At 65.9% G+C, this 18126-nt stretch carries 19 protein-coding genes; 3 read left to right on the top strand and 16 right to left on the bottom strand.

All coding sequences use genetic code 11. The annotated features are described in order from the left end of the window. Positions 1-51 precede the first annotated feature (51 nt). From rpsN to TVC13_RS16190, 7 genes are all read right to left on the bottom strand, one after another. On the bottom strand, positions 52-357 hold the full coding sequence (gene rpsN / locus TVC13_RS16220; protein ID WP_055239038.1) for a 30S ribosomal protein S14: 306 nt from the start codon (positions 355-357) through the stop codon (positions 52-54). Positions 358-359: 2 nt separating this feature from the next. Next, entirely contained in the window at positions 360-527 is a 168-nt protein-coding gene (gene rpmG / locus TVC13_RS16215; protein WP_013602737.1) for a 50S ribosomal protein L33, read from the bottom strand. Continuing rightward, positions 527-763, bottom strand: a complete 237-nt coding sequence (gene rpmB, locus TVC13_RS16210; protein WP_055239037.1) for a 50S ribosomal protein L28 — start codon at positions 761-763, stop codon at positions 527-529. Before rpmB ends, rpmG begins: the two co-directional genes overlap by 1 nt. 354 nt (positions 764-1117) lie before the next feature. Then, positions 1118-2263 (bottom strand): glucose-1-phosphate adenylyltransferase family protein, encoded by a 1146-nt coding sequence (locus TVC13_RS16205; RefSeq protein ID WP_422402183.1) that lies wholly within the window; start codon positions 2261-2263, stop codon positions 1118-1120. Then, positions 2264-2764 carry a MarR family winged helix-turn-helix transcriptional regulator gene (locus TVC13_RS16200; protein WP_422402182.1) on the bottom strand — a complete coding sequence of 167 codons (501 nt, stop codon included), beginning with the start codon at positions 2762-2764 and terminating at the stop codon, positions 2264-2266. It abuts the gene before it with no gap. A 51-nt stretch (positions 2765-2815) separates the two neighbouring features. Continuing rightward, entirely contained in the window at positions 2816-4390 is a 1575-nt protein-coding gene (locus tag TVC13_RS16195; protein ID WP_422402181.1) for an MFS transporter, read from the bottom strand. Between the two features lie 254 nt (positions 4391-4644). Continuing rightward, positions 4645-5418 (bottom strand): SGNH/GDSL hydrolase family protein, encoded by a 774-nt coding sequence (locus TVC13_RS16190; protein ID WP_422402180.1) that lies wholly within the window; start codon positions 5416-5418, stop codon positions 4645-4647. Positions 5419-5504: 86 nt separating this feature from the next. Here TVC13_RS16190 and TVC13_RS16185 point away from each other — a divergent pair, with 86 nt between their 5' ends. After that, complete coding sequence (locus tag TVC13_RS16185; RefSeq protein WP_422402179.1) at positions 5505-6491, top strand: diacylglycerol/lipid kinase family protein; 987 nt, start codon at positions 5505-5507, stop codon at positions 6489-6491. 83 nt (positions 6492-6574) lie between these two features. Here TVC13_RS16185 and TVC13_RS16180 read toward each other — a convergent pair whose 3' ends face one another. The 6 genes from TVC13_RS16180 to TVC13_RS16155 form a co-directional block, all read right to left on the bottom strand. Next, positions 6575-7369: a M23 family metallopeptidase gene (locus TVC13_RS16180; RefSeq protein ID WP_422402178.1), complete on the bottom strand. Its 795-nt coding sequence runs from the start codon at positions 7367-7369 to the stop codon at positions 6575-6577. A gap of 215 nt (positions 7370-7584) precedes the next feature. Beyond that, on the bottom strand, positions 7585-8658 hold the full coding sequence (locus tag TVC13_RS16175; RefSeq protein ID WP_422402177.1) for a siderophore-interacting protein: 1074 nt from the start codon (positions 8656-8658) through the stop codon (positions 7585-7587). Then, positions 8655-9542, bottom strand: a complete 888-nt coding sequence (locus TVC13_RS16170; RefSeq protein WP_422402176.1) for an ABC transporter ATP-binding protein — start codon at positions 9540-9542, stop codon at positions 8655-8657. The genes TVC13_RS16175 and TVC13_RS16170 overlap by 4 nt, the downstream gene beginning before the upstream one ends. Positions 9543-9545: 3 nt before the next feature. Next, a complete protein-coding gene (locus TVC13_RS16165) occupies positions 9546-10481 on the bottom strand; it encodes a FecCD family ABC transporter permease (RefSeq protein ID WP_422402185.1) in 936 nt (311 codons plus the stop codon). 116 nt (positions 10482-10597) lie between these two features. After that, entirely contained in the window at positions 10598-11569 is a 972-nt protein-coding gene (locus TVC13_RS16160) for a FecCD family ABC transporter permease (RefSeq protein ID WP_422402184.1), read from the bottom strand. A gap of 273 nt (positions 11570-11842) precedes the next feature. Beyond that, complete coding sequence (locus TVC13_RS16155; RefSeq protein WP_422402175.1) at positions 11843-12892, bottom strand: glutathione S-transferase family protein; 1050 nt, start codon at positions 12890-12892, stop codon at positions 11843-11845. Positions 12893-13034: 142 nt separating this feature from the next. Here TVC13_RS16155 and TVC13_RS16150 point away from each other — a divergent pair, with 142 nt between their 5' ends. Together TVC13_RS16150 and TVC13_RS16145 are read left to right on the top strand one after the other, a co-directional pair. Then, on the top strand, positions 13035-14072 hold the full coding sequence (locus TVC13_RS16150) for an NAD-dependent epimerase/dehydratase family protein (protein WP_422402174.1): 1038 nt from the start codon (positions 13035-13037) through the stop codon (positions 14070-14072). Positions 14073-14141: 69 nt separating this feature from the next. Continuing rightward, complete coding sequence (locus TVC13_RS16145) at positions 14142-15104, top strand: DUF368 domain-containing protein (RefSeq protein WP_422402173.1); 963 nt, start codon at positions 14142-14144, stop codon at positions 15102-15104. Between the two features lie 88 nt (positions 15105-15192). Here the strand turns inward: TVC13_RS16145 and TVC13_RS16140 are convergent, their stop codons facing one another. The 3 genes from TVC13_RS16140 to TVC13_RS16130 all read right to left on the bottom strand — a co-directional run bounded on the left by TVC13_RS16140 (position 15193) and on the right by TVC13_RS16130 (position 17981). Next, the gene (locus TVC13_RS16140; protein ID WP_422402172.1) at positions 15193-16260 is read right to left on the bottom strand and encodes a YihY/virulence factor BrkB family protein; all 1068 of its coding nucleotides are present in this window, start codon (positions 16258-16260) and stop codon (positions 15193-15195) included. Between the two features lie 82 nt (positions 16261-16342). Further along, positions 16343-16654, bottom strand: coding sequence for a PRC-barrel domain-containing protein (locus tag TVC13_RS16135; protein WP_422402171.1), 312 nt, complete (start codon positions 16652-16654; stop codon positions 16343-16345). A gap of 106 nt (positions 16655-16760) precedes the next feature. Then, positions 16761-17981 carry a mechanosensitive ion channel family protein gene (locus TVC13_RS16130; protein WP_422402170.1) on the bottom strand — a complete coding sequence of 407 codons (1221 nt, stop codon included), beginning with the start codon at positions 17979-17981 and terminating at the stop codon, positions 16761-16763. Positions 17982-18126: the final 145 nt, after the last annotated feature.

Genomic DNA, 18126 nt, shown 5'->3' with positions numbered 1-18126 from the left:
GGGGGGGGAGCGTTACGGGGTGCGGCCCTTTTCAGGCGTGGAAAGCGGAGCTTACCAGCTGGACTTCTTGATGCCGGGCAGTTCGCCGGCGTGAGCCATATCGCGGAAACGCACGCGGGAGATACCGAACTTCTGGAGGGTACCCCGGGGGCGGCCGTCGATCTGGTCGCGGTTGCGCAGGCGGACCGGAGAAGCGTTGCGGGGCAGCTTCTGCAGGCCGAGGCGTGCGGCTTCGCGTGCTTCGTCGGTCGCGTTCGGGTCGACCAGGGTCTTCTTCAGTTCGAGGCGCTTGGCAGCGTAGCGCTCAACAACAACCTTGCGCTGCTCGTTGCGGGCAATCTTGGACTTCTTTGCCATTCTTAGCGCTCCTCACGGAATTCGACGTGCTGGCGGATCTTGGGGTCGTACTTCTTCAGAACCATGCGGTCCGGGTCGTTACGACGGTTCTTGCGGGTCACGTAGGTGTACCCGGTGCCGGCGGTCGACTTCAGCTTGATGATCGGACGAACGTCCTTATCCTTAGCCACTAGAGCTTCACACCCTTCGCGAGGAGTTCGGTGACGACTGCGTCAATGCCGCGGACGTCGATCGTCTTGATGCCGCGGGCGGAAACCTGCAGCGTCACGTTGCGGCGCAGGGACGGAACCCAGTAGCGCTTCTTCTGAATATTCGGGTCGAACCGACGCTTGTTGCGGCGGTGCGAGTGCGAAATGCTGTGACCAAAGCCGGGAACAGCTCCGGTTACCTGGCAGTAAGCTGCCATGATCTCTCCTCCAGTTGTAGTAAATATGACGGTCCTCAGAAAACAAGCACCAGGCGATGCCGCCATGGCACCTGCAATAAAGAGCGTCCCGCCACCAGTTTTGACACCGTTATTACTGCGACTTTCCGGAGGTTGACCTGGCGGGGTGAGATCCAGCCGAAGTGCCTCGCCGCGGGGAAGACGGTGAAGTTCGGGCAGCCATAGCAGTAATCTGCTGTGACAGCCTTCAATTCTAGGTTTATACGGGCGGCCACGCAAATGCCCTGGTCCGGGCCTTTGCGGGACCAAACCAGATCATGGGCGCGACTTAACGCCTTCCTATCCTAAACGGTGAGGGCGCCTGATCCAAACCGGCTAATCAGCGGCGGGCTTCTCCAGCGCTCCGGCGGCCGTGACGACGGCGATCCCGGTTTCCGGGTCCTCTTTCGCACCGTCCAGGTTGGTTGCACCTCCCACTACAGCGCCGGAATCCACCACCATGTTCCGCAGCCGCGCACCAGTGATGACGCGCACGCCGTCGAGCAGCACACACCCATGCACCTCGGCGCCGGCTTCGATATGGCAGTCCGGTCCCACAACGCTGCGTGAAACTTCGCCGTCTATCCGGGACCCCGGAGCCAGCAGGCTGGTTTCCACCTGGGCTGCTGCTCCGACGAACGCCGGCAGCCGGCGCGGGGTTGCGGTCAGGATGGGCCAGGCCGGGTCGTCAAAGACCATGCCGTGCCCGTCCAGCAGGTCCATGTGAGCCTGGTGGTAGCTGTCCGGCGTACCCATATCCCGCCAGTAGCCGTCCAGCCGGTGTTCGATGACCTTTTCACGTTCGACCAGGTAGGGAACCAGCTGGTCCCCGTAGTCCTCGAGCTTGCCGTCCCGCTCCATCAGTTCTTCGAGGCTCCGCAGCAGCACCTCGGCGTCGTAGAGGAAGATCTCCGCAGCGATGAGGTCCGTCTTGGGTTTTTCCGGCTTGTATTCGAAGCCGGTCACGGTGCCGTTCTCCACTTCCAGGACCCCGTGCTCCGACGGGTCGTGGCTGATCCGGTAGCTGACTACGGTCAGGGCTGCTCCAGCGGCGGTGTGCGCTTCAATAACGTCGCGGTAGTCCAGCCGGTAGAGATGGTCGGCGCTGAGCACCAAAACAAGGTCCGGATCATATTCGCGAATGTAGTCCGCCTGGCGGTACAGGGCGTCAGCATTGCCTTCGGCGAACCCCTCCCCCTCGGATCCCTGATAGGGCGGCAGCACACGCAGTCCGCCGTTGGTGCGGTCAAGGTCCCACGGGCGGCCGCTCACCAGGTGGTCGTTCAGGGACTTGGGCTCATACTGCTCAACGATCCAGACGTCGCTGAGGCCGGAGTTGTGCAGGTTTGAAAGCGGAATGTCGATCAGCCGGTAGGAGCCGCCCACCGGCATGGCCGGCTTGGCACGGGTGTCCGTCAGGCTCCCGAGCCTTCCGCCGGATCCCCCGGCAAGGATGATGGTCAGTATCCGCGGCTGGCGCATTCAGGTTCCTTTGGTTGGGGCGCCCGGACGGTCCGAGGCCGGATCGAGCAGGGTGAGTATTTTCGTGCCAATCCGGGTCAGGTCTGCCACGTCCTGGTCATCCAGGGCGTCGAAGACCGCTCCCCGGACGGCATCAACATGGCCGGGAGCGAGCTCAACCAGGGCTTTCATGCCTTCTTCGGTAAGTGCCACCATCGTCACCCTCGCATCATTGGGCGACGGGAAACGGCGCATCCAGCCACGCTGTTCGAGTTTCTTGACTACGTGGGAGAGCCGGGAGAGGGAAGCGTTGGAGCGTGATGCCAGTTCGCTCATGGCCAGCTGCCGGCCCTCAACCTCCGAGGTCATGGCCAGGACGTGGTAGTCGAAGAGCGTGATCCGGGCCCGGCGGAAAAGATCGGCGTCGAGGGTTCCCGGCAACCGTGTGGCCACAGCATAGAGCGCAAGCCATGCGCTGCGCTCCTGCTGGGTAAGCCACCGGCCGGACTGCTGTTCGGTCATGGGGGTAATCATCTCACGTCACTTGAGCCTTCAAGCCTGGCTGAGCCGGCATTAGCGGGCAGGCTCACGGTCTTCCGGCGCAGCAGTTCCGGCCGAGTCGAACGGCAGGGAGTCCACATCCAGCAGCGGGTTCTCGTCCTGGGTTTCGACCAGCTCGCGGGCTTCTTCCTCGGTTGCCACACTCGGCATGGATCCGGGCATGGGGCGCCGGGCGGATTCCTTCATGATGCCAATGGCGACGGCACCGATGGCCGAGGTGACCATGAGGTAATAGGCCGGCATCATGTCATTGTCAGTCAGGGTAATCAGGCCCTGCATGATCAGCGGAGCGGTGCCGCCGAAGATGGCCACGGCAAAGTTGTACGCGATGCCCATGGCTCCGTAACGGCTGGCTGTGGGGAAGAGCGCCGGCAGGGCCGAGGCCAGGTTGGCAACGTAGAACGTCACCGGAATGGCCAGCAGCCCCAGACCCAGCAGGGTGCTCCAGATGGGCCCCAGTCCGATCAGGACAAAGGCGGGGATAGCGAGCACGATCGTGCTCCCCGCCCCCATCCAGAGCACCGGACGGCGGCCAATCCGGTCCGAAAGCCGGCCCGTCAGGGGGATGCACAGCGCCATGATCACCAGCACCGGAATGGTCAGCAGCGTGCCGTGAACCGGGTCGTAGCCCTTCGAATCGGTGAGGTAGGAAGGCATATAGGACGTCAGCGCGTAGCCGACGGTGTTCGCGGCAGCCACGAGGACCATGGCCAGCACAATCGGCCGCCAGTAGGTCCGGAAGATGCCGAATGTTCCCTGTGCGACGGCGTCTTTGTCCATGTCCTTGCCTGCTGCTGAGGCCGCTTGTTCCTCCTGGGCATCGAGGGTCGCTTGGAAGGCCGGGGATTCCTCGATCTTGAGGCGGAAGTAGATGGCGATGGCGCCCAGCGGTCCGGCGACCAGGAACGGGATCCGCCAGCCCCAGTTGAGCATGGTTTCTTCGCTGAGGGTCAGCTGGAGGGTGGACACCGTCAGAGCGCCCAGGGCAAAGCCCATGTAGCTGCCGAGGTCCAGGATGCTGGCCAGGAAGCCGCGGCGCTTGTCGGGAGCGTATTCCGAGACAAAGGTGGTGGCACCTGCGTATTCACCGCCCGTGCTGAAACCCTGGAGGAGTTTCATGAGAACCAGCAGCACCGGAGCGGCCATGCCGATCTGCGCGTAGCCGGGCAGCAGCCCGATCGCGAAGGTGGAGGCAGCCATGAGGATCAGTGTGGTGGCCAGCGTTTTCTGCCGGCCGATCCGGTCGCCGATGCGGCCAAAGATGACGCCGCCCAGCGGACGGGCAATAAAGGTGGCCGCGAACACGCCCAGACTGAAGAGCAGCTGGGATGCGGGGTCGGCGTCGGACAGGAAGACGGCGCCCATGGTGACGGCCAGATAGCCGTACACGCCGATGTCGAACCATTCCATGGTGTTGCCGACGACGGTGCCGCCGACGGCTTTTTTCATCATGGTGTGGTCAACCACGTTTACGTCATCTACCTCAAGGCGACGGCGGCGAAGCGGATTCCGCTTCGGTTTGCGCGCTGCGGTGTCCGGGAGTGAACCGGGCGGAGCGCTGCTCGAATCAGGTGCTTCCTGCTGCATTTGGGCCTTTTTCTCTAGAGGTCATCTGCGTAGGGCAATTGCATCCCTGTGCCGGCCCCAAGCCGGCAGAGCCACAAGTTTAGGAAAAAAGGCCGTTTTTCCCGAATCGTAAGGGTACTTATCCTTACGGAGGGATGAGACGGCACCGGTAGTTGCCAATAACCGTGCGGGGTTTCAGATTTATTGTGAAGTACGTCACACCAGAGGGGTTTTAGGGTCTTTGCCGCGTGTTTTCCACCCTCCCGCGGCGCAGCCTAGCCCAGCGGCGTGAGCTGCACCGGAGAGGGGAACCGGGCGCTGAGGTTGTCTCCGGAGGAGACTCCGCGCAGGCGCCGGCTGACCCACGGGCCGAGGTACTCCCGGGCCCACCGCGCGTCATGCTTCAGCCGCTGGATCCGGTCGCGGGCCGGCAGGGTGTCCAGTTCAGGAACGTCCAGTGCATCCGTGGCACGCAGGACTTCCAGGACCTTCTTGGCGGTGAGGATGTGCCCGGCCGGTGACATGTGCAGGCGGTCCACGTCCCAGTAGCGCTCGTCCTGGAGGACTTTCAGCCGCCAGTAGTCGACCAGGATCGCCCCGTGGGCGTCCGCGGCCTCACGCACCAGCTCGTTGTACAGGGCAGTGCGGCCCCGGGTCCGGCCGAAAATCGGCGACTGGCCGGAATCGAATCCGGTGAAAACCAGCACTGCGGCACCGGAAGCGCGGAGCCTGCCAATCGCTGAATCGTAGGCCTGGACAATCGCGTCGATATCCACCTTGGGCCGCAGGATGTCATTGCCGCCGGCGTAGATGCTGACCAGCGTCGGCTCGAGAGCCAGGGCCGGCTCAATCTGCTCGTCGATTACCTGCCGCAGCTTCTTGCCGCGGATAGCGAGATTGGCGTATCCCCAGGACCCGTCTGCCAGGGCAAGCTGCTCCGCAACGCGGTCTGCCCAGCCGCGGACTCCGTTGGGGCGGGACGGATCCCAGTCCCCCACACCTTCAGTAAAGGAATCTCCAAGGGCCACGTATCGCTGCGAGAAAGTCACCACCACAGCCTACAAGCCGATCTGCGGACCGCCAGCCGGCAGTCTAGACTCAGAGCCGGAACACTCCCCGTCAATCGAAGGGCACCATGTCCAGCCAGTCTCAGACGCAGAAGGCTCCCGCTCCGCACGGCTCCGGCCGGCGCGCCGCCGTCGTCATCAACCCCACCAAGAAAACCGATGTGGACATCCGCGCACTGGTGGAGAAGGTCTGCACCGCTGAAGGCTGGGCCGCGCCGCTTTGGCTGGAGACGGAGGCTGATGACCCGGGCCGCGGAATGGCGCGCCAGGCGCTGGAGGAAGGCGCCGACGTCGTTATAGCCGCCGGCGGCGACGGCACCGTGCGCTGCGTGGCAGCGGAACTGACCGGCACGGACACCCCGCTGGGGCTGCTGCCGCTGGGCACCGGAAACCTGCTGGCGCGGAACCTGGACGTACCGGTCGATGATCCGGTGGGAGCCGTCCGCACCGCGCTGACCGGGACGGAGCGCCGCATCGACGTGGTTCACGTCAAGGTGGATGAGGCCGTGGACAGCGAAATCTTCCTGGTCATGGCAGGACTGGGATATGACGCCGTGATGATGGGGGACACGAATACTTCCCTCAAGGACCGCGTGGGATGGCTGGCCTACGTGGACGCCGGCATCCGGAACCTGCCCGGCAAGCCGGTGAAGACCATGATTTCCATCGACGGCGGCAAACCGTTCTCCCGGCGGCTGCGCAGTGTGATGGGCGGGAACTGCGGCAAAATCATGGGCGGCCTGGAAGTCTTTCCCGGCGCCAGGATTGACGACGGCCTGCTGGACATTATGACCATGGCACCCAAGGGGAAACTGGGCTGGCTGTCGGTTGCAGCCGGGCTGCTGCGGCGCGGCAAGGGCCGCGGAACCGCGGTGGAGTACTTCCAGTGCAAGAGCGCCGATATCTGGGCAGAGGCTCCCCAGGACTTCGAAATGGACGGTGACCATCTGGGCAGCGCCACCCGGCTCTCCCTCCGTGTTGATCCGAGTGCCCTGAGGATCCGGATGCCGTACGGGAAGAAGGACCCGGCGATCCTCACCAACCCCGAGCCCTAGTCTCCGGTGCCCTGTCTTCCTGTCCCACAGACGGGATTAAACGGATCAGCCCCCGTCCAGGCGGGGGCTGATGCCGTCTTGGCCTAGAGCCAGGTCATCGGATCGATGTACTCACCGTTGATGAGCACTTCGAAGTGCAGGTGCGGGCCGGTGGAGTTTCCGGTGCTGCCCACCCCGCCGAGCACCTGGCCTTCTTCGACAGGCTGGCCGGTTTCTACCCGGATGTCATTGAGGTGGTTGTAGGTGGTCTGGACTCCGTCGCCGTGGTCCACCACAATCCTCAGCCCGCCGCCGCCTGTGGTGTGCCAGCCGGCTTCGATGACCGTGCCGGCCCGGGCGGAGCGTACTTCAGCGCCGAGTCCGCCACGGAAGTCGGTGCCGGTGTGCCATTCCTGGCCGGAGCCGGTCATCGGGTTGATCCGCCAGCCGAAGGGCGAGGTGATCACCAGGCCGTCCACGGGAACGGAAGGCTTGGCCGGCGGCGCTTCGGCGACCGGTGCCGTTGAGCCGGTTCCTCCTTCAGCGGGTGCTGCAGGTGCCGGCTCCTGCGGTTCCGGAAACGGTTGGGTGTTGACCAGCTGCCGTTCGGCTACGGCTCCGGTGTCAGCGACGGTTGCTGCTTCAGCCACACCGAAAACCATTCCGCTGAGCAGCAGCGAGGCACCGGTTCCCAGCGCGGCAGTCTTGCGGCCGGGGGTACTGAATTTCCGGGCCCGACGCAGCAGGTCCTGGAGCTGGGGGGAAAGGGACAGCCCCTGATGTTCCCTTTCCGGATCGGCATGCTTGCCGGAAGGCCGGTACCGGGCCGCCGTCTCCGTGACGTACCGGCGGAGAGCATCAGCCAAATTCCGGGCAGTCTCGTTTACTTTGGGGGTCACGCAACCTCCACTGTGAATAGACAACAGTTCTGTCGGTACTGCGGATGCCTCATCAGGGCGTGCGAGAGCCAGGCAAAAGTGGAAGTGATTTCCTCCAGTTTAACCAGCCCCGCCTTGACATTGGGAGCTTTTGTGTGCAAGTAAACAGACGCGCGTGGCGGGCCCTACAGCAGCGTCAACGGCGCTGGTTCACAGCGTGCAGGGGCCGTAAAAACCTACGACGCTTCAGCCCGGCCGTGCCGCCAGTAACCCATAAAGGCCACCTGCTTGCGGTCGATTCCGGCCTCACGGACCAGATAGCGCCGCAGGCCCCTGACCACAGCTGCTTCGCCCGCAATCCAGGCGTAGAACGGCAGGGCGCCGGCGGGGGTGTTGGGGCTGGGTGAGTTCTCCACGACCTCGGGGGCCAGCCTGGCGGGGGTTTCCCAGAGGATCACGGAGTCGATGTCCACGTCTTCCAGTTCCTGCCGGCGGGCCGGCACCGGCGGCGCGGTTTCAGCGCGTTCAACCGTGGCATAACCGGGTACTGCCACGGCGTCCCGCACAGCGGCCTCCAGCGCTTCGCCGTGGGCCCGGCCGTTGCGGGGCAACCAGCTGATGCTCACCTTGGACGGAGTGGACAGGGCCTGGACATCGCCGGCGTCGGGCACTTCCAGCAGCGCGTGCCCGGTGAAGTCTTCGGGCAGGTTGGCCAGGATCGAGGCGATTGCCGGAACCGCTGTCTCGTCCCCGGCCAGCAGCACGTGCTGGGCCAGGCCGGGGCGCCATTCGATGCCGCCGTAGGACTCTGCGGTGACGCAGTGCACGGCGTTGGGACCGATAACCGTGACACGGTCCCCCGGCTTGGCGGCAGCAGCCCAGGTTGATGCCGGGCCGCCCACGCCCTCGCTGTCGAAGTGCAGGACGAAGTCGACGTCGATCTCGGGTTCCGGTGCGGAGCAGCGGGAAGCGCGGACCGTGTAGGTGCGCATGGACCCGCGGGCCTGGGCGTCCATGGCCAGCCAGTTGCGGTACCAGCCTGCATCCTCGCAGTCGATGGGAGGCAGCGGGGCGCGGGTACCATCCGCCGCCTGCGGCGGGATGACCACCTTGATCCGCAGGTCGTCAGTACTTCCCTGTACACCGAAGTCGCGCAGGCACTCGCCGCCGAAGGTGATGCGCTGGAAGTTTGCGCTAAGCCGCTGCACGGACCGGACCTCAACGTCGAAGGCCAGCACTGCAGCGTTGGCACCCTTGCGCCGCGCAGGGGCAGCAGCCGCTGCCGTCGAGGTGGTGCGGGTACCGGTCATGAAGCTGCCTCCATCGGGTTGCGGGTCTCAAGGCGGGAATCGTGCGGGTTGGGCAGGTAGCCCACGGCGGGAGTCTTGGGTGCCGGAGCGGGGCGGGAGTGGTGGCGTCCCACGGGCACCACCATGGGTGTTCCGGAAACGGGGTCGGGGATCACGGCGGCTTCCAGGCCAAAGACGTCCTGGACCAGCTCTTCGGTCACAATCTCCGCAGGTGCCCCCTGGGCTGCGATGCGCCCATCCTTCATGGCAATGAGATGGTCAGCGTACCGTGCCGCCAGGTTAAGGTCGTGGAGCACAATCACCACGGTGGTGCCGGCACGCCGGTTCAGGTCCGTAACCAGGTCCAGGACCTCCACCTGGTGGGTGACGTCCAGGAAGGTGGTGGGTTCATCCAGGAGCAGGATGTCCGTCTGCTGGGCCAGGGCCATGGCAATCCAGACCCGCTGGCGCTGGCCACCGGAAAGTTCGTCGATGTCCCGTCCTGCCAGTTCCAGCGTGCCGGTGGCTTCCAGTGCGGCGGCGACGGCGTCGTCGTCTTTGGCGTTCCACTGGCGGAACCAGCCCTGGTGCGGGTAGCGGCCGCGGCCCACGAGGTCAGCCACCGTGATGCCGTCAGGTGCGTTGGGGGTCTGCGGCAGCAGGCCCAGGATGCGGGCGACTTCCCTGCTGGGCATCGAGTTGATGTCCCGGCCGTTCAGTTCCACGAGGCCGGAGGCGGGCTTCAGCAGCCGGGCGAGGCCGCGCAGCAGGGTGGATTTGCCGCACGCATTGGCGCCGACGATCACAGTGATCCGGCCTGCGGGCAGTTCAACGCTGAGACCGTCTACCACTGTCCGGTCTGCGTAGGAGAGCACCAGGTCCCGTGCCTCAAGCTTGTTCTGCATGCTTTAGCCTCCTCGGCCTACACGGTTGGAGCTGACGAGCAGCCACAGCAGGAACGGCGCCCCGAGGGCACCGGTCACGACGCCGACGGGCAGGGCGCCCGGAAGCAGGTTGTTGGCGGCGAAGTCAGCGGCAAGCAGGATCAGGGCACCGGTGAGGCCGGCAGCGGCGAGCGAGGCCCGTCCGCCGATCAGCCGGCGGGAGATGGGCCCGGCCAGGAAGGCCACAAACGCCACCGGTCCAGCTGCGGCAGTGGCGACTGCTGCCAGCGCGACGCCGGTAAACAGCAGCCCGGCGCGGGTTCCCTCAACGGGCAGGCCAAGGCCGGCGGCGAAGTCGTCTCCCAGTTCCAGTACCCGCAGGCGCCGGCCCAGCAGGACCGCGGCCGGGAGCAGCACCAGAAGGGCGAGTGCCACGATGCCGGCCCGTTCCCAGGTTGCGGAGTTGAGGGAACCGGTCAGCCAGACGAGTGACTCCGCGGCGGTGCGCACGTCGGTGCGGGTCAGCAGGAAGTTCACCACCGCCTGCAGCACGGCGGCAAAACCGATTCCCATCAGGACCAGGCGGGCGCCGGAGGCCCCGCCTCGCCGGCTAAGCAGGTGCAGTGAGACGGCGATAACGCAGGCACCGGCAAGGGCCGCCAAAGAGACCCCGGCTCCCGTAGCTCCAAAGGCCACCATGGCGGTGACCGCAGCGGCGCTGGCCCCGTAACTGATGCCAATGATGTCCGGGCTGGCCAGCGGGTTGCGCAGCATGGTCTGGAAGAGATGTCCGGAGACGCCGAAGGCCGCTCCGATGAGCACGGCGGTCACGGCGCGCGGCAGTTTGCTCTCCATCACAATGAAGGAGGCGCCGGGAATCCTCTCCCCCGCCAGGATGCGCACAAAATCCGGGATCGTCACGGTGTAGCTGCCCAGCAGCACCCCCGCGAAGAAGAGCATCACGACACCGGCGGCCAGGGCAGCCAGGACCACCCGGCGTCGTCGTCCGCTGCGGCGTCGGACTTCACGCACCGTGGCGGCAGCAGAGCCGTTCTCCCGGAGCAGGGGTGCGGCGCTCACAGCTCGGCCAGCTTCCGCCGTCGGATGATGGCAATGAAGACGGGGGCGCCGATCACGGCGGTCATGATTCCGACCGGGACCTCGCCGGGCGGCAGGATGAGGCGGCCGACGACGTCCGCCACCAGCAGCAGCACGGGTGCCAGGACCGCGGAGAGCACCAGGATCCAGCGGTAGTCCGGGCCGGCGAGTCCGCGCACCAGGTGAGGGATCACCAGGCCCAGGAACGCGATGGGGCCGGCCGCGGCGGTCGCTGCGCCGCAGAGCAGCACTACGCCCACCGCCATCACTCCGCGCGAGAGGGCGACGTTCTGGCCCAGCCCGCGCGCGACGTCGTCACCCAGGCTCAGGCCGTTCAGTGCCCGGCCGGAGGCGAGCAGAATTACAGCGCCCACAGCGAGGAAAGGAATAAGGGGAAACAGGACGTCCCAGCCGCGGCCGGAGACGGTGCCGACCTGCCAGAACCGGAAAGTGTTCAGGGTCTGCTGACTGGAGACAAGCACGGCTGAGAGGAGGCTGGTCAGCCCGGCGGTCAGCGCAGCGCCGGCCAGTGCCAGCTTCACCGGGGTTGCTCCCTCCCGGCCCAGGGACGCGACGGCGTAGACCATCAGCGCGGCAAGCGCCGTGCCCGCGAGTGCGAACCAGACGTAGCCGGTGAAGGTGGTGATGCCGAAAACGTAGATGGCCGTGACGACGGCGAATGCCGCGCCGGCGTTCAGGCCCATGATTCCCGGGTCAGCCAGCGGATTCCGGGTCATGCCCTGCAGGGCAGTTCCGGCCAGGCCGAGTGCGGCACCGATAAGGAGGGCGGCGACGGTGCGCGGGAGCCGGCTCAGGACGACGGCGTGGTCACCGTTGGCGGGATCGGCGCTGGTCAGCGCCTGCCAGACGGTCTCCAGTGAGAGCGGCCGGGCGCCGAGGGCCACGGAAGCGAAAGCGGCGGCAGCCAGGATGGTGAGGGACGCTGCCAGGAGTACGACCGGGGAAATGCGGCGGCCGTGCCGCGGTACTACTGTCGGGCCTGAAACGGGGGTGCGGGCCACGGCCGGTGAGGACACAGCGGCACCTCCTGAAGCCAGCGGTATATGACTTAAGTAAGGCTAACCTACGGCTGGTCAGATTAAGAAACAGTTCCGTGCCGTATTACTCCCCGCCGAGAGGCCAGTTACGGCTGTTATGAAGGCTCAAAGGAGCCGTAACTGGCCTCTCGCGTGGGGGTATCCTCGGTTGGCGGGAAAAGGCGGTTACTCGGCGCCGTGGCCGGGAGTAACTTCCTCTCCCGGACGGACCGGACCGGGAGGAGTACCGTCGCCGAACGGACGGCCGCCGAGTGCGTCCCTCCCGTGCGGGGTCAGCCAGACGGAGTTGTCCGGGCCCTTCGGCACTATTCCGGTTGGGTTAATGTCCTCGTGGACGATGTAGTAGTGCTGCTTGATCTGCACAAAGTCCACGGTGTCGCCGAAGCCGGGAGTCTGGAACAGGTCCCGGGCGTAGCCCCAGAGGTTCGGCATTTCGCTGAGCTTGTTCCGGTTGCACTTGAAGTGGCCGTGGTAGACGGCGTCGAAGCGGACCAGGGTGGTGAACAGCCGCACGTCTGACTCAGTGATGGTGTCACCGACCAGGTAGCGCTGCTTCGAAAGGCGGTCCTCCAGCCAGTCCATGGCGGCCCAGAGACGGTCGTAAGCGGCGTCGTACGCATCCTGCGAGCCGGCGAAACCGCAGCGGTACACCCCGTTGTTCACCTCGGTGAAGACGCGCTTGTTCACCTCACGCATTTCCTCGAGGTGCTCGGCCGGCCAGAGGTCCGGGGCGCCGTCGCGGTGGAACTCGGTCCACTCGCTGCAGAAGTCCTCGGTGATCTGCGGAAAGTTGTTGGTCACCACGGCGCCGGTGGGGATATCGACGACGGCGGGAACGGTGATCCCGCGGGTGTAACCGGGGGTGCGCCGGAAGAAGGCCTCCTGCAGCCGTTCGATGCCCAGCACCGGATCTTTGCCGTCCGGGTCGAGGTCGAAGGTCCAGCTCCGGGAGTCATGGGTCGGCCCGGGGGTGCCGAGGGAGATTGCGTCTTCCAGGCCCAGCAGGCGCCGCACGATGATGGTGCGGTTGGCCCAGGGGCAGGCGCGGGCCGCAATCAGCCGGTAACGGCCGGCTTCTACCGGGTAGCCGTCCCGTCCGTCGCGGGTGATGCGGGTTTCGATGTAGTTGGTGTCCCGGGTGTACTCCTGCCCGCCGGACACGTAGGACCCTTTGGTGCTGTAGTCCGCTGACGCCTGTTCCGATGTCTTGGCCATGATCACTCCGTCGCTCAGCCGTGTGTCTGCTCTGGCCTCCAGCCTATCGCCCTGCCAGCGGGGGCAGTTGAGCTGTAGAGTCGGGGACCAACAGCACTGCCGCCGCGGAACCGCCGGTTCGAAGAACGAAGGGACTTTCTTTATGCGTGTAGCCGTCCTCGGAGCAACCGGAAACGTGGGGACCGCCGTCCTGCGCAGGCTGCAGGCAGCCCGTACCGAGCGCCCGGACGGACTGGAGATCGTCGGCGTCGCCCGTCGGATCCCGGCACAGCCCACCGGCCCGTATGAGGGCGTTCAGTGGCACAGCATTGACGTGGCGTCCAGGGCAGGCGCCGAAGAGCTGACGGAAGTCCTCCGCGGTGTGGACGCCGTGATCCACCTGGTGTGGGCCATCCAGCCGAACCGGAATGAGGCTGAGCTGCACCGGATCAACGTCCGCGGCACACAGAACATGCTGGCAGCAGTGGCTGAGGCCGGCGTGCGGCAGGTTGTCTGTGCATCCTCCGTCGGCGCCTACTCCCCCGCCCCCAAGGACCGGCTGACCGATGAGTCCTGGCCCGCGCGGGGGATCGCCACCTCCCACTACAGCCGGCACAAGGGTGAGCAGGAAGAACTGCTGGATGACTTCGAGCGGCGCTACCCCGAAATCCGGGTTGCACGGCTGCGCCCGGGACTGATTTTCCAGTCCGACGCCGGCAGCGAGATTGGCCGGTATTTCCTGGGTCCGCTGGTTCCCCGGGCCATCCTGAACAAGCTCAGCCTGCCAATCATCCCGCTGCCCGCGGAGTTCTCCTTCCAGGTGGTCCACGCGGACGATATTGCCGACGCCTACTGGCGTGTGGTGGATCAGCGGGCTGAGGGCGCCTTCAACATCGCGGCTGACCCCGTGTTCACACCCGAACTGTTGGCCGGGATGCTGGGAGCGCGCCGGATCATCAATATTCCGGTGGGCGTGATTCGCGCGATTGTGGGCCTGACCTGGGCTGCCCGGCTGCAGGCCACTGACCCGGGCTGGATCGACATGGCGGCCGGAGCCCCTCTGATGGACACCACCCGCGCCCGCGAGGTCCTGGGCTGGGAGCCAAAGCGCAGCTCCCTTCGGGCGTTCCAGGATGTGCTGGACGGACTGAGCGAACAGGCCGGCGTACCGGCATCGCCGCTGCTGGGCCCCGGCCGCTAGGAGGTTTCCCGGCGCTGCGGCGGGCCGGGAGTTCCCGGCGCTGCAGGGACGTCTAGTAGCGTGGAGCCAATGGTTTCATCACACCCCTCGCCGCTGTCCCCGCCGTCCAAGCCCGTGCAGCCCGTCCGTTCCGGTGTTGCCCATGCCGGCCGCGGTGCGCTGATGGGCCTGGTGGAACTTGTCCCCGGAGTCTCCGGCGGCACCGTTGCGCTGGTCCTTGGCGTTTTCGACCGGCTTATCGCGTCGGCGAACCATTTCATCAGCGGCGCGGTGCACCTTGTCCTCCGCCGTGACCGGGCCGGCGCTGTTCGCCGGGCGTCCGGCGTCGAGTGGAACCTGCTGCTCCCCCTGGCTGCCGGGATGTTCCTCGCCCTGATCTTCCTGTCCGGACCGCTGCATTCATTCGTGGAGGGCCAGCCGAAGATCGCCAGTGCATTGTTCTTTGGCATGGTGGCTGCCAGCCTGGTTGTCCCCATCAGCATGGCCCGTGCTGACTCGCCTGCCGGACCGGCGACGGCGACGGGCCGGCTCGCGGGCCCGGCAGTGGTCCTGGTAACGGCGGCAGCCGCATTTGTGCTGCTCGGCATTCCAGCCCTGCAGATCGAGAACCACTCATGGTGGGTCCTGGTCCTCAGCGGCGCGATAGCCGTGTGTGCCCTGGCGCTCCCCGGGCTTTCAGGATCCTTCCTGCTGCTGACCTTCGGCATGTACGAGCCAACCTTGGAAGCCGTCAGCAACCGGGACCTCGGTTACCTCGCCTTCTTCGCCGCCGGAGCGGTTATTGGCCTCGGGTCTTTTGTCCGGCTGCTGGGTTACCTGCTGCGTGTCCACCGCCGGGCCGTCCTGCTGGTAGCGACCGGACTGATCCTCGGTTCCATCCGTGCGCTGTGGCCCTGGCAGGAGGACAGCGCCCTGCTTCCGCCTGATGATGCGTGGCTGATGCCGCTCGCTGCCGCGCTCACGGGCGCTGCGGTGGTTCTGCTGCTGTGGTTTGCCCAGTCCCGCGCCGAGGCAAAGGCGATCGTTTCCTAGCCATCGCACGATCCCGCATCAGCCGGGCTGGGCCGGTGTCCGGAGCCGGATGAAGTCCAGCCCCGCACCGGCAGGCCGGAGACCGGCCCTACAGGTCGTCGTCGTAGTCCTTGCCGGCGTGCTGCTGGCGCAGCTCGCGGCCCTGCTGGACATCCTTCTCTTCCTGTTCAGCCCGCTTGTCTATTTGACGGGTGTCCCGGGGAGGCAGCTGGATCGAGTGCTCGGCCTGGATCCCGGCCTGCAGTTCCCGGCCGCGTTCCACCTCAGCATCAAACTCCGCGCCGAAGAGCAGCGATATGTTCACCAGCCACAGCCACAGCAGCAGCACGATCACGCCGCCGATCGCACCGTAGGTGGCGTTGTAGCTGCCGAAACGGCTGACATAGAAGGCGAACCCAAGCGTGGCGACAGCCATCACCACCAGTGCGAGGAACGCACCCATGCTCATCCAGCGGAACTTGGGCTGCTTCACGTTGGGCGTGGCGTAGTAGAGCACTGCTATCAGGATGACGGCGAACAGCACCATCACCGGCCACTTGGCAATGTTCCACACAGTGAGGGCCTGTCCGCCCATGCCGATCCAGTTGCCTATGCTCTCTGCGATCGGTCCGCTGACAACAAGCATGATCAGCAGGCACGCCACCAGGAGAATCATGATGAGGGTTACCAGCAGCTGGACCGGGCGCAGCTTCCAAATGGGCCGGCCTTCCTCGACTTCGTAGATCCGGTTCATGGCCCGGCCGAAGGCGCCGGTGTATCCGGAAGCCGACCACAGCGCGCCGGCGAGGCCAACAAACAGCGCAAGCCCTGCTGCACTGGATGAGGTGAGTTGCTCAATTGGCCCTTCGAGCACCGTGACGGCTTCTGCGGGCGCGAAGGAGCGGACGTACTCCATCAAGGTATTGGTGGTGCTTTCAGCCTGCCCAACAAGGCCCAGGATGGAGACGAGGGCAAGCAGTGCCGGAAACAGCGCCAGCACCGTGTAGTACGTAAGGGAGGCAGCCAGGTCCGTGCACTGGTCCTTGGAAAACTCCCGGACAGTTTTCCGGAAGATGTACATCCAGCTGGGCTTGGTGACTTCCGCCGGCGTGTCCGGCTTTGAAGCCGTTCCGAGCGATGCTCCGTCCTTGTGGTCGGAGCTGTCCTGCTGAGCCATGGGGCCCCTCCTGGCGCTGGTCGGGTCCGGGATTACCCATCGTATTACTAAGCAGGCTTATGTCCAAGCAGCCCCGCCGGTCTCACCAGCCCTTGTAGTAATCCTCCAGCCGGGCTTCCTCATCCGCAGTCAGCGCGCCGTCGTGGTCCATGTCCGGTGAGTCTTCGATGGCCTTGCGGGAGTAGTTTACGTACAGATCATCCTCGTCCCGACGGGATCCCTGCAGCGGCACAAAGTATTGGCGTCCCTCAAACAGACCCAGCGCCACGGTGACCCAGGCCGGCTCTCCGGTAGCCCGGTCCAGGTGGACGTTGTCCACCAGGCCCAGCCGTTCACCGTCCTTCGCCCACACGTTCGAGCCCTGCAATTCGTGAATCACGTACTGGTCAACCATGGCCGGCGGCTCCTTAGTCTTCGTACCCTTGCGCAGCCGGCCGGGAGTCCGGGCAGCAGCGCCGTGGGTATCATTCCAGCCCGCTGGACCCCCGGCTTGTCAACACCTAGCGGTCAGTGTGCTCGTCACGGTCCTCCCAGGCGTCCTGTCCCGGGCCGGCGAAACTGCGGTTCCGCTCCACGGCGCCAACACTGCCGGTAAACAGCTGTGAGGTGCTTGTGTCCTCCGGATCGCCGCCGCGGTGCAGCAGCGGCTCGGTGCGGGAGGGCGTCCGCTGCTGCGCCGGCTCACGGAGCTGCTCGAAGCGCTGACGGGGCAGCGCCTGCGGGTACTCGTCCTGCAGGAAAGAGATCATGGATTCCCGGACCAGGCAGCGCAGGTCAAACAGGGTGCCGGAATCGGGGGCACTAACCAGGATGCGGACCCGGATCAGGCCCTGCACAGCATCGGTGATCTGCAGGACGCCGGTGCGCCCGTCCCAGAGGTCCGTTCCTGCGAGGATACGCTTCAGTTCATCGCGCATCGCTGCCACCGGGGACTCCCAGTCCAGGTCCAGCTCAACGGTGCCCAGGATCGCGGACTGTTTGCGGGTCCAGTTCTCAAACGGCGTGGACGTGAAGTACGTGGAGGGCAGGATCAGCCGGCGGTCGTCCCAGATGTGGACCACCACGTAGGTCATGGTGATCTCTTCTATGGTGCCCCACTGACCCTCCACGACCACGACGTCGTCAACGCGGATGGCGTCCGTGAAGGCGAGCTGCAGGCCGGCAAACACGTTTCCCAGAGTGCTTTGGACGGCCAGGCCGGCGACGATCGAGAGCAGGCCGGCGGAGGCAAGCATGCCGGCGCCGAGGGCGCGGACCTCTTCGATGGTCAGCAGGACGCAGGCGACGGCCACCGTAATAACCAGCGCGACGGCGACGCGGCGGCCCAGGATGACCTGCGTCTTGAGGCGCCTCAGCCGCCGGTTGTCCTTGGTATCCGTGCTGTACTTCGTCAGGATGAGCGCCTCGACGATCAGCAGCGCGACGACGGCGAGCCAGCCGATGGCGGCAATCAGCGCAATCACCAGCACCTGGTCAAGGGTCTGGTACCAGGATTCGGACCGGGCCGTGGCGCCCAGGGCGATCCGGGTGCCGATCAGGGCAAGGACGAGCCGCAGCGGGTTCCGGCCGAGGGCCGTGACTTCGCGGATGTGCGGGACCTTCCGGAAGAGCCGGGTGGCGGAACCGCGCACCACCCGGGCGGCGATCAGCGCAGCAGCCACAGCTACGAGCACGGCAATCAGCGGACGGAGCGGGTCCAGGGCGTCTAGGAATTCCTGCATGGTGCCGATCATGGCAAATGCCCCGGGGGGCCTGTCCAATTCTGTGATCCGCAACGCGGAAGCGGGGGGGGGGGGGGGGGGGGGGGGGGGGGGGCGGGGGGGGGGGGCGGCGGGGGGGGGGCGGGGGCGGAGCGGGCGGCGGCCG

Source organism: Arthrobacter sp. 3Tela_A (assembly GCF_049311025.1).
In the GTDB taxonomy this organism is placed as follows: Bacteria; Actinomycetota; Actinomycetes; order Actinomycetales; family Micrococcaceae; genus Arthrobacter_B.
The sequence above is the reverse complement of the archived record's forward strand: the minus strand, read 5'-3'. Positions and strand labels throughout refer to the sequence as shown.

What these genes read in the sequence shown, in the direction of transcription:
- rpsN (WP_055239038.1), bottom strand. Translation starts at nt 357, where the DNA reads ATGGCAAAGAAGTCCAAGATTGCCCGCAACGAGCAGCGCAAGGTTGTT.
- rpmB (WP_055239037.1), bottom strand. Translation starts at nt 763, where the DNA reads ATGGCAGCTTACTGCCAGGTAACCGGAGCTGTTCCCGGCTTTGGTCAC.
- TVC13_RS16205 (WP_422402183.1), bottom strand. Translation starts at nt 2,263, where the DNA reads ATGCGCCAGCCGCGGATACTGACCATCATCCTTGCCGGGGGATCCGGC.
- TVC13_RS16200 (WP_422402182.1), bottom strand. Translation starts at nt 2,764, where the DNA reads ATGACCGAACAGCAGTCCGGCCGGTGGCTTACCCAGCAGGAGCGCAGC.
- TVC13_RS16195 (WP_422402181.1), bottom strand. Translation starts at nt 4,390, where the DNA reads ATGCAGCAGGAAGCACCTGATTCGAGCAGCGCTCCGCCCGGTTCACTC.
- TVC13_RS16185 (WP_422402179.1), top strand. Translation starts at nt 5,505, where the DNA reads ATGTCCAGCCAGTCTCAGACGCAGAAGGCTCCCGCTCCGCACGGCTCC.
- TVC13_RS16175 (WP_422402177.1), bottom strand. Translation starts at nt 8,658, where the DNA reads ATGACCGGTACCCGCACCACCTCGACGGCAGCGGCTGCTGCCCCTGCG.
- TVC13_RS16170 (WP_422402176.1), bottom strand. Translation starts at nt 9,542, where the DNA reads ATGCAGAACAAGCTTGAGGCACGGGACCTGGTGCTCTCCTACGCAGAC.
- TVC13_RS16165 (WP_422402185.1), bottom strand. Translation starts at nt 10,481, where the DNA reads ATGCTCTTCTTCGCGGGGGTGCTGCTGGGCAGCTACACCGTGACGATC.
- TVC13_RS16155 (WP_422402175.1), bottom strand. Translation starts at nt 12,892, where the DNA reads ATGGCCAAGACATCGGAACAGGCGTCAGCGGACTACAGCACCAAAGGG.
- TVC13_RS16150 (WP_422402174.1), top strand. Translation starts at nt 13,035, where the DNA reads ATGCGTGTAGCCGTCCTCGGAGCAACCGGAAACGTGGGGACCGCCGTC.
- TVC13_RS16145 (WP_422402173.1), top strand. Translation starts at nt 14,142, where the DNA reads ATGGTTTCATCACACCCCTCGCCGCTGTCCCCGCCGTCCAAGCCCGTG.
- TVC13_RS16140 (WP_422402172.1), bottom strand. Translation starts at nt 16,260, where the DNA reads ATGGCTCAGCAGGACAGCTCCGACCACAAGGACGGAGCATCGCTCGGA.
- TVC13_RS16135 (WP_422402171.1), bottom strand. Translation starts at nt 16,654, where the DNA reads ATGGTTGACCAGTACGTGATTCACGAATTGCAGGGCTCGAACGTGTGG.
- TVC13_RS16130 (WP_422402170.1), bottom strand. Translation starts at nt 17,981, where the DNA reads ATGCAGGAATTCCTAGACGCCCTGGACCCGCTCCGTCCGCTGATTGCC.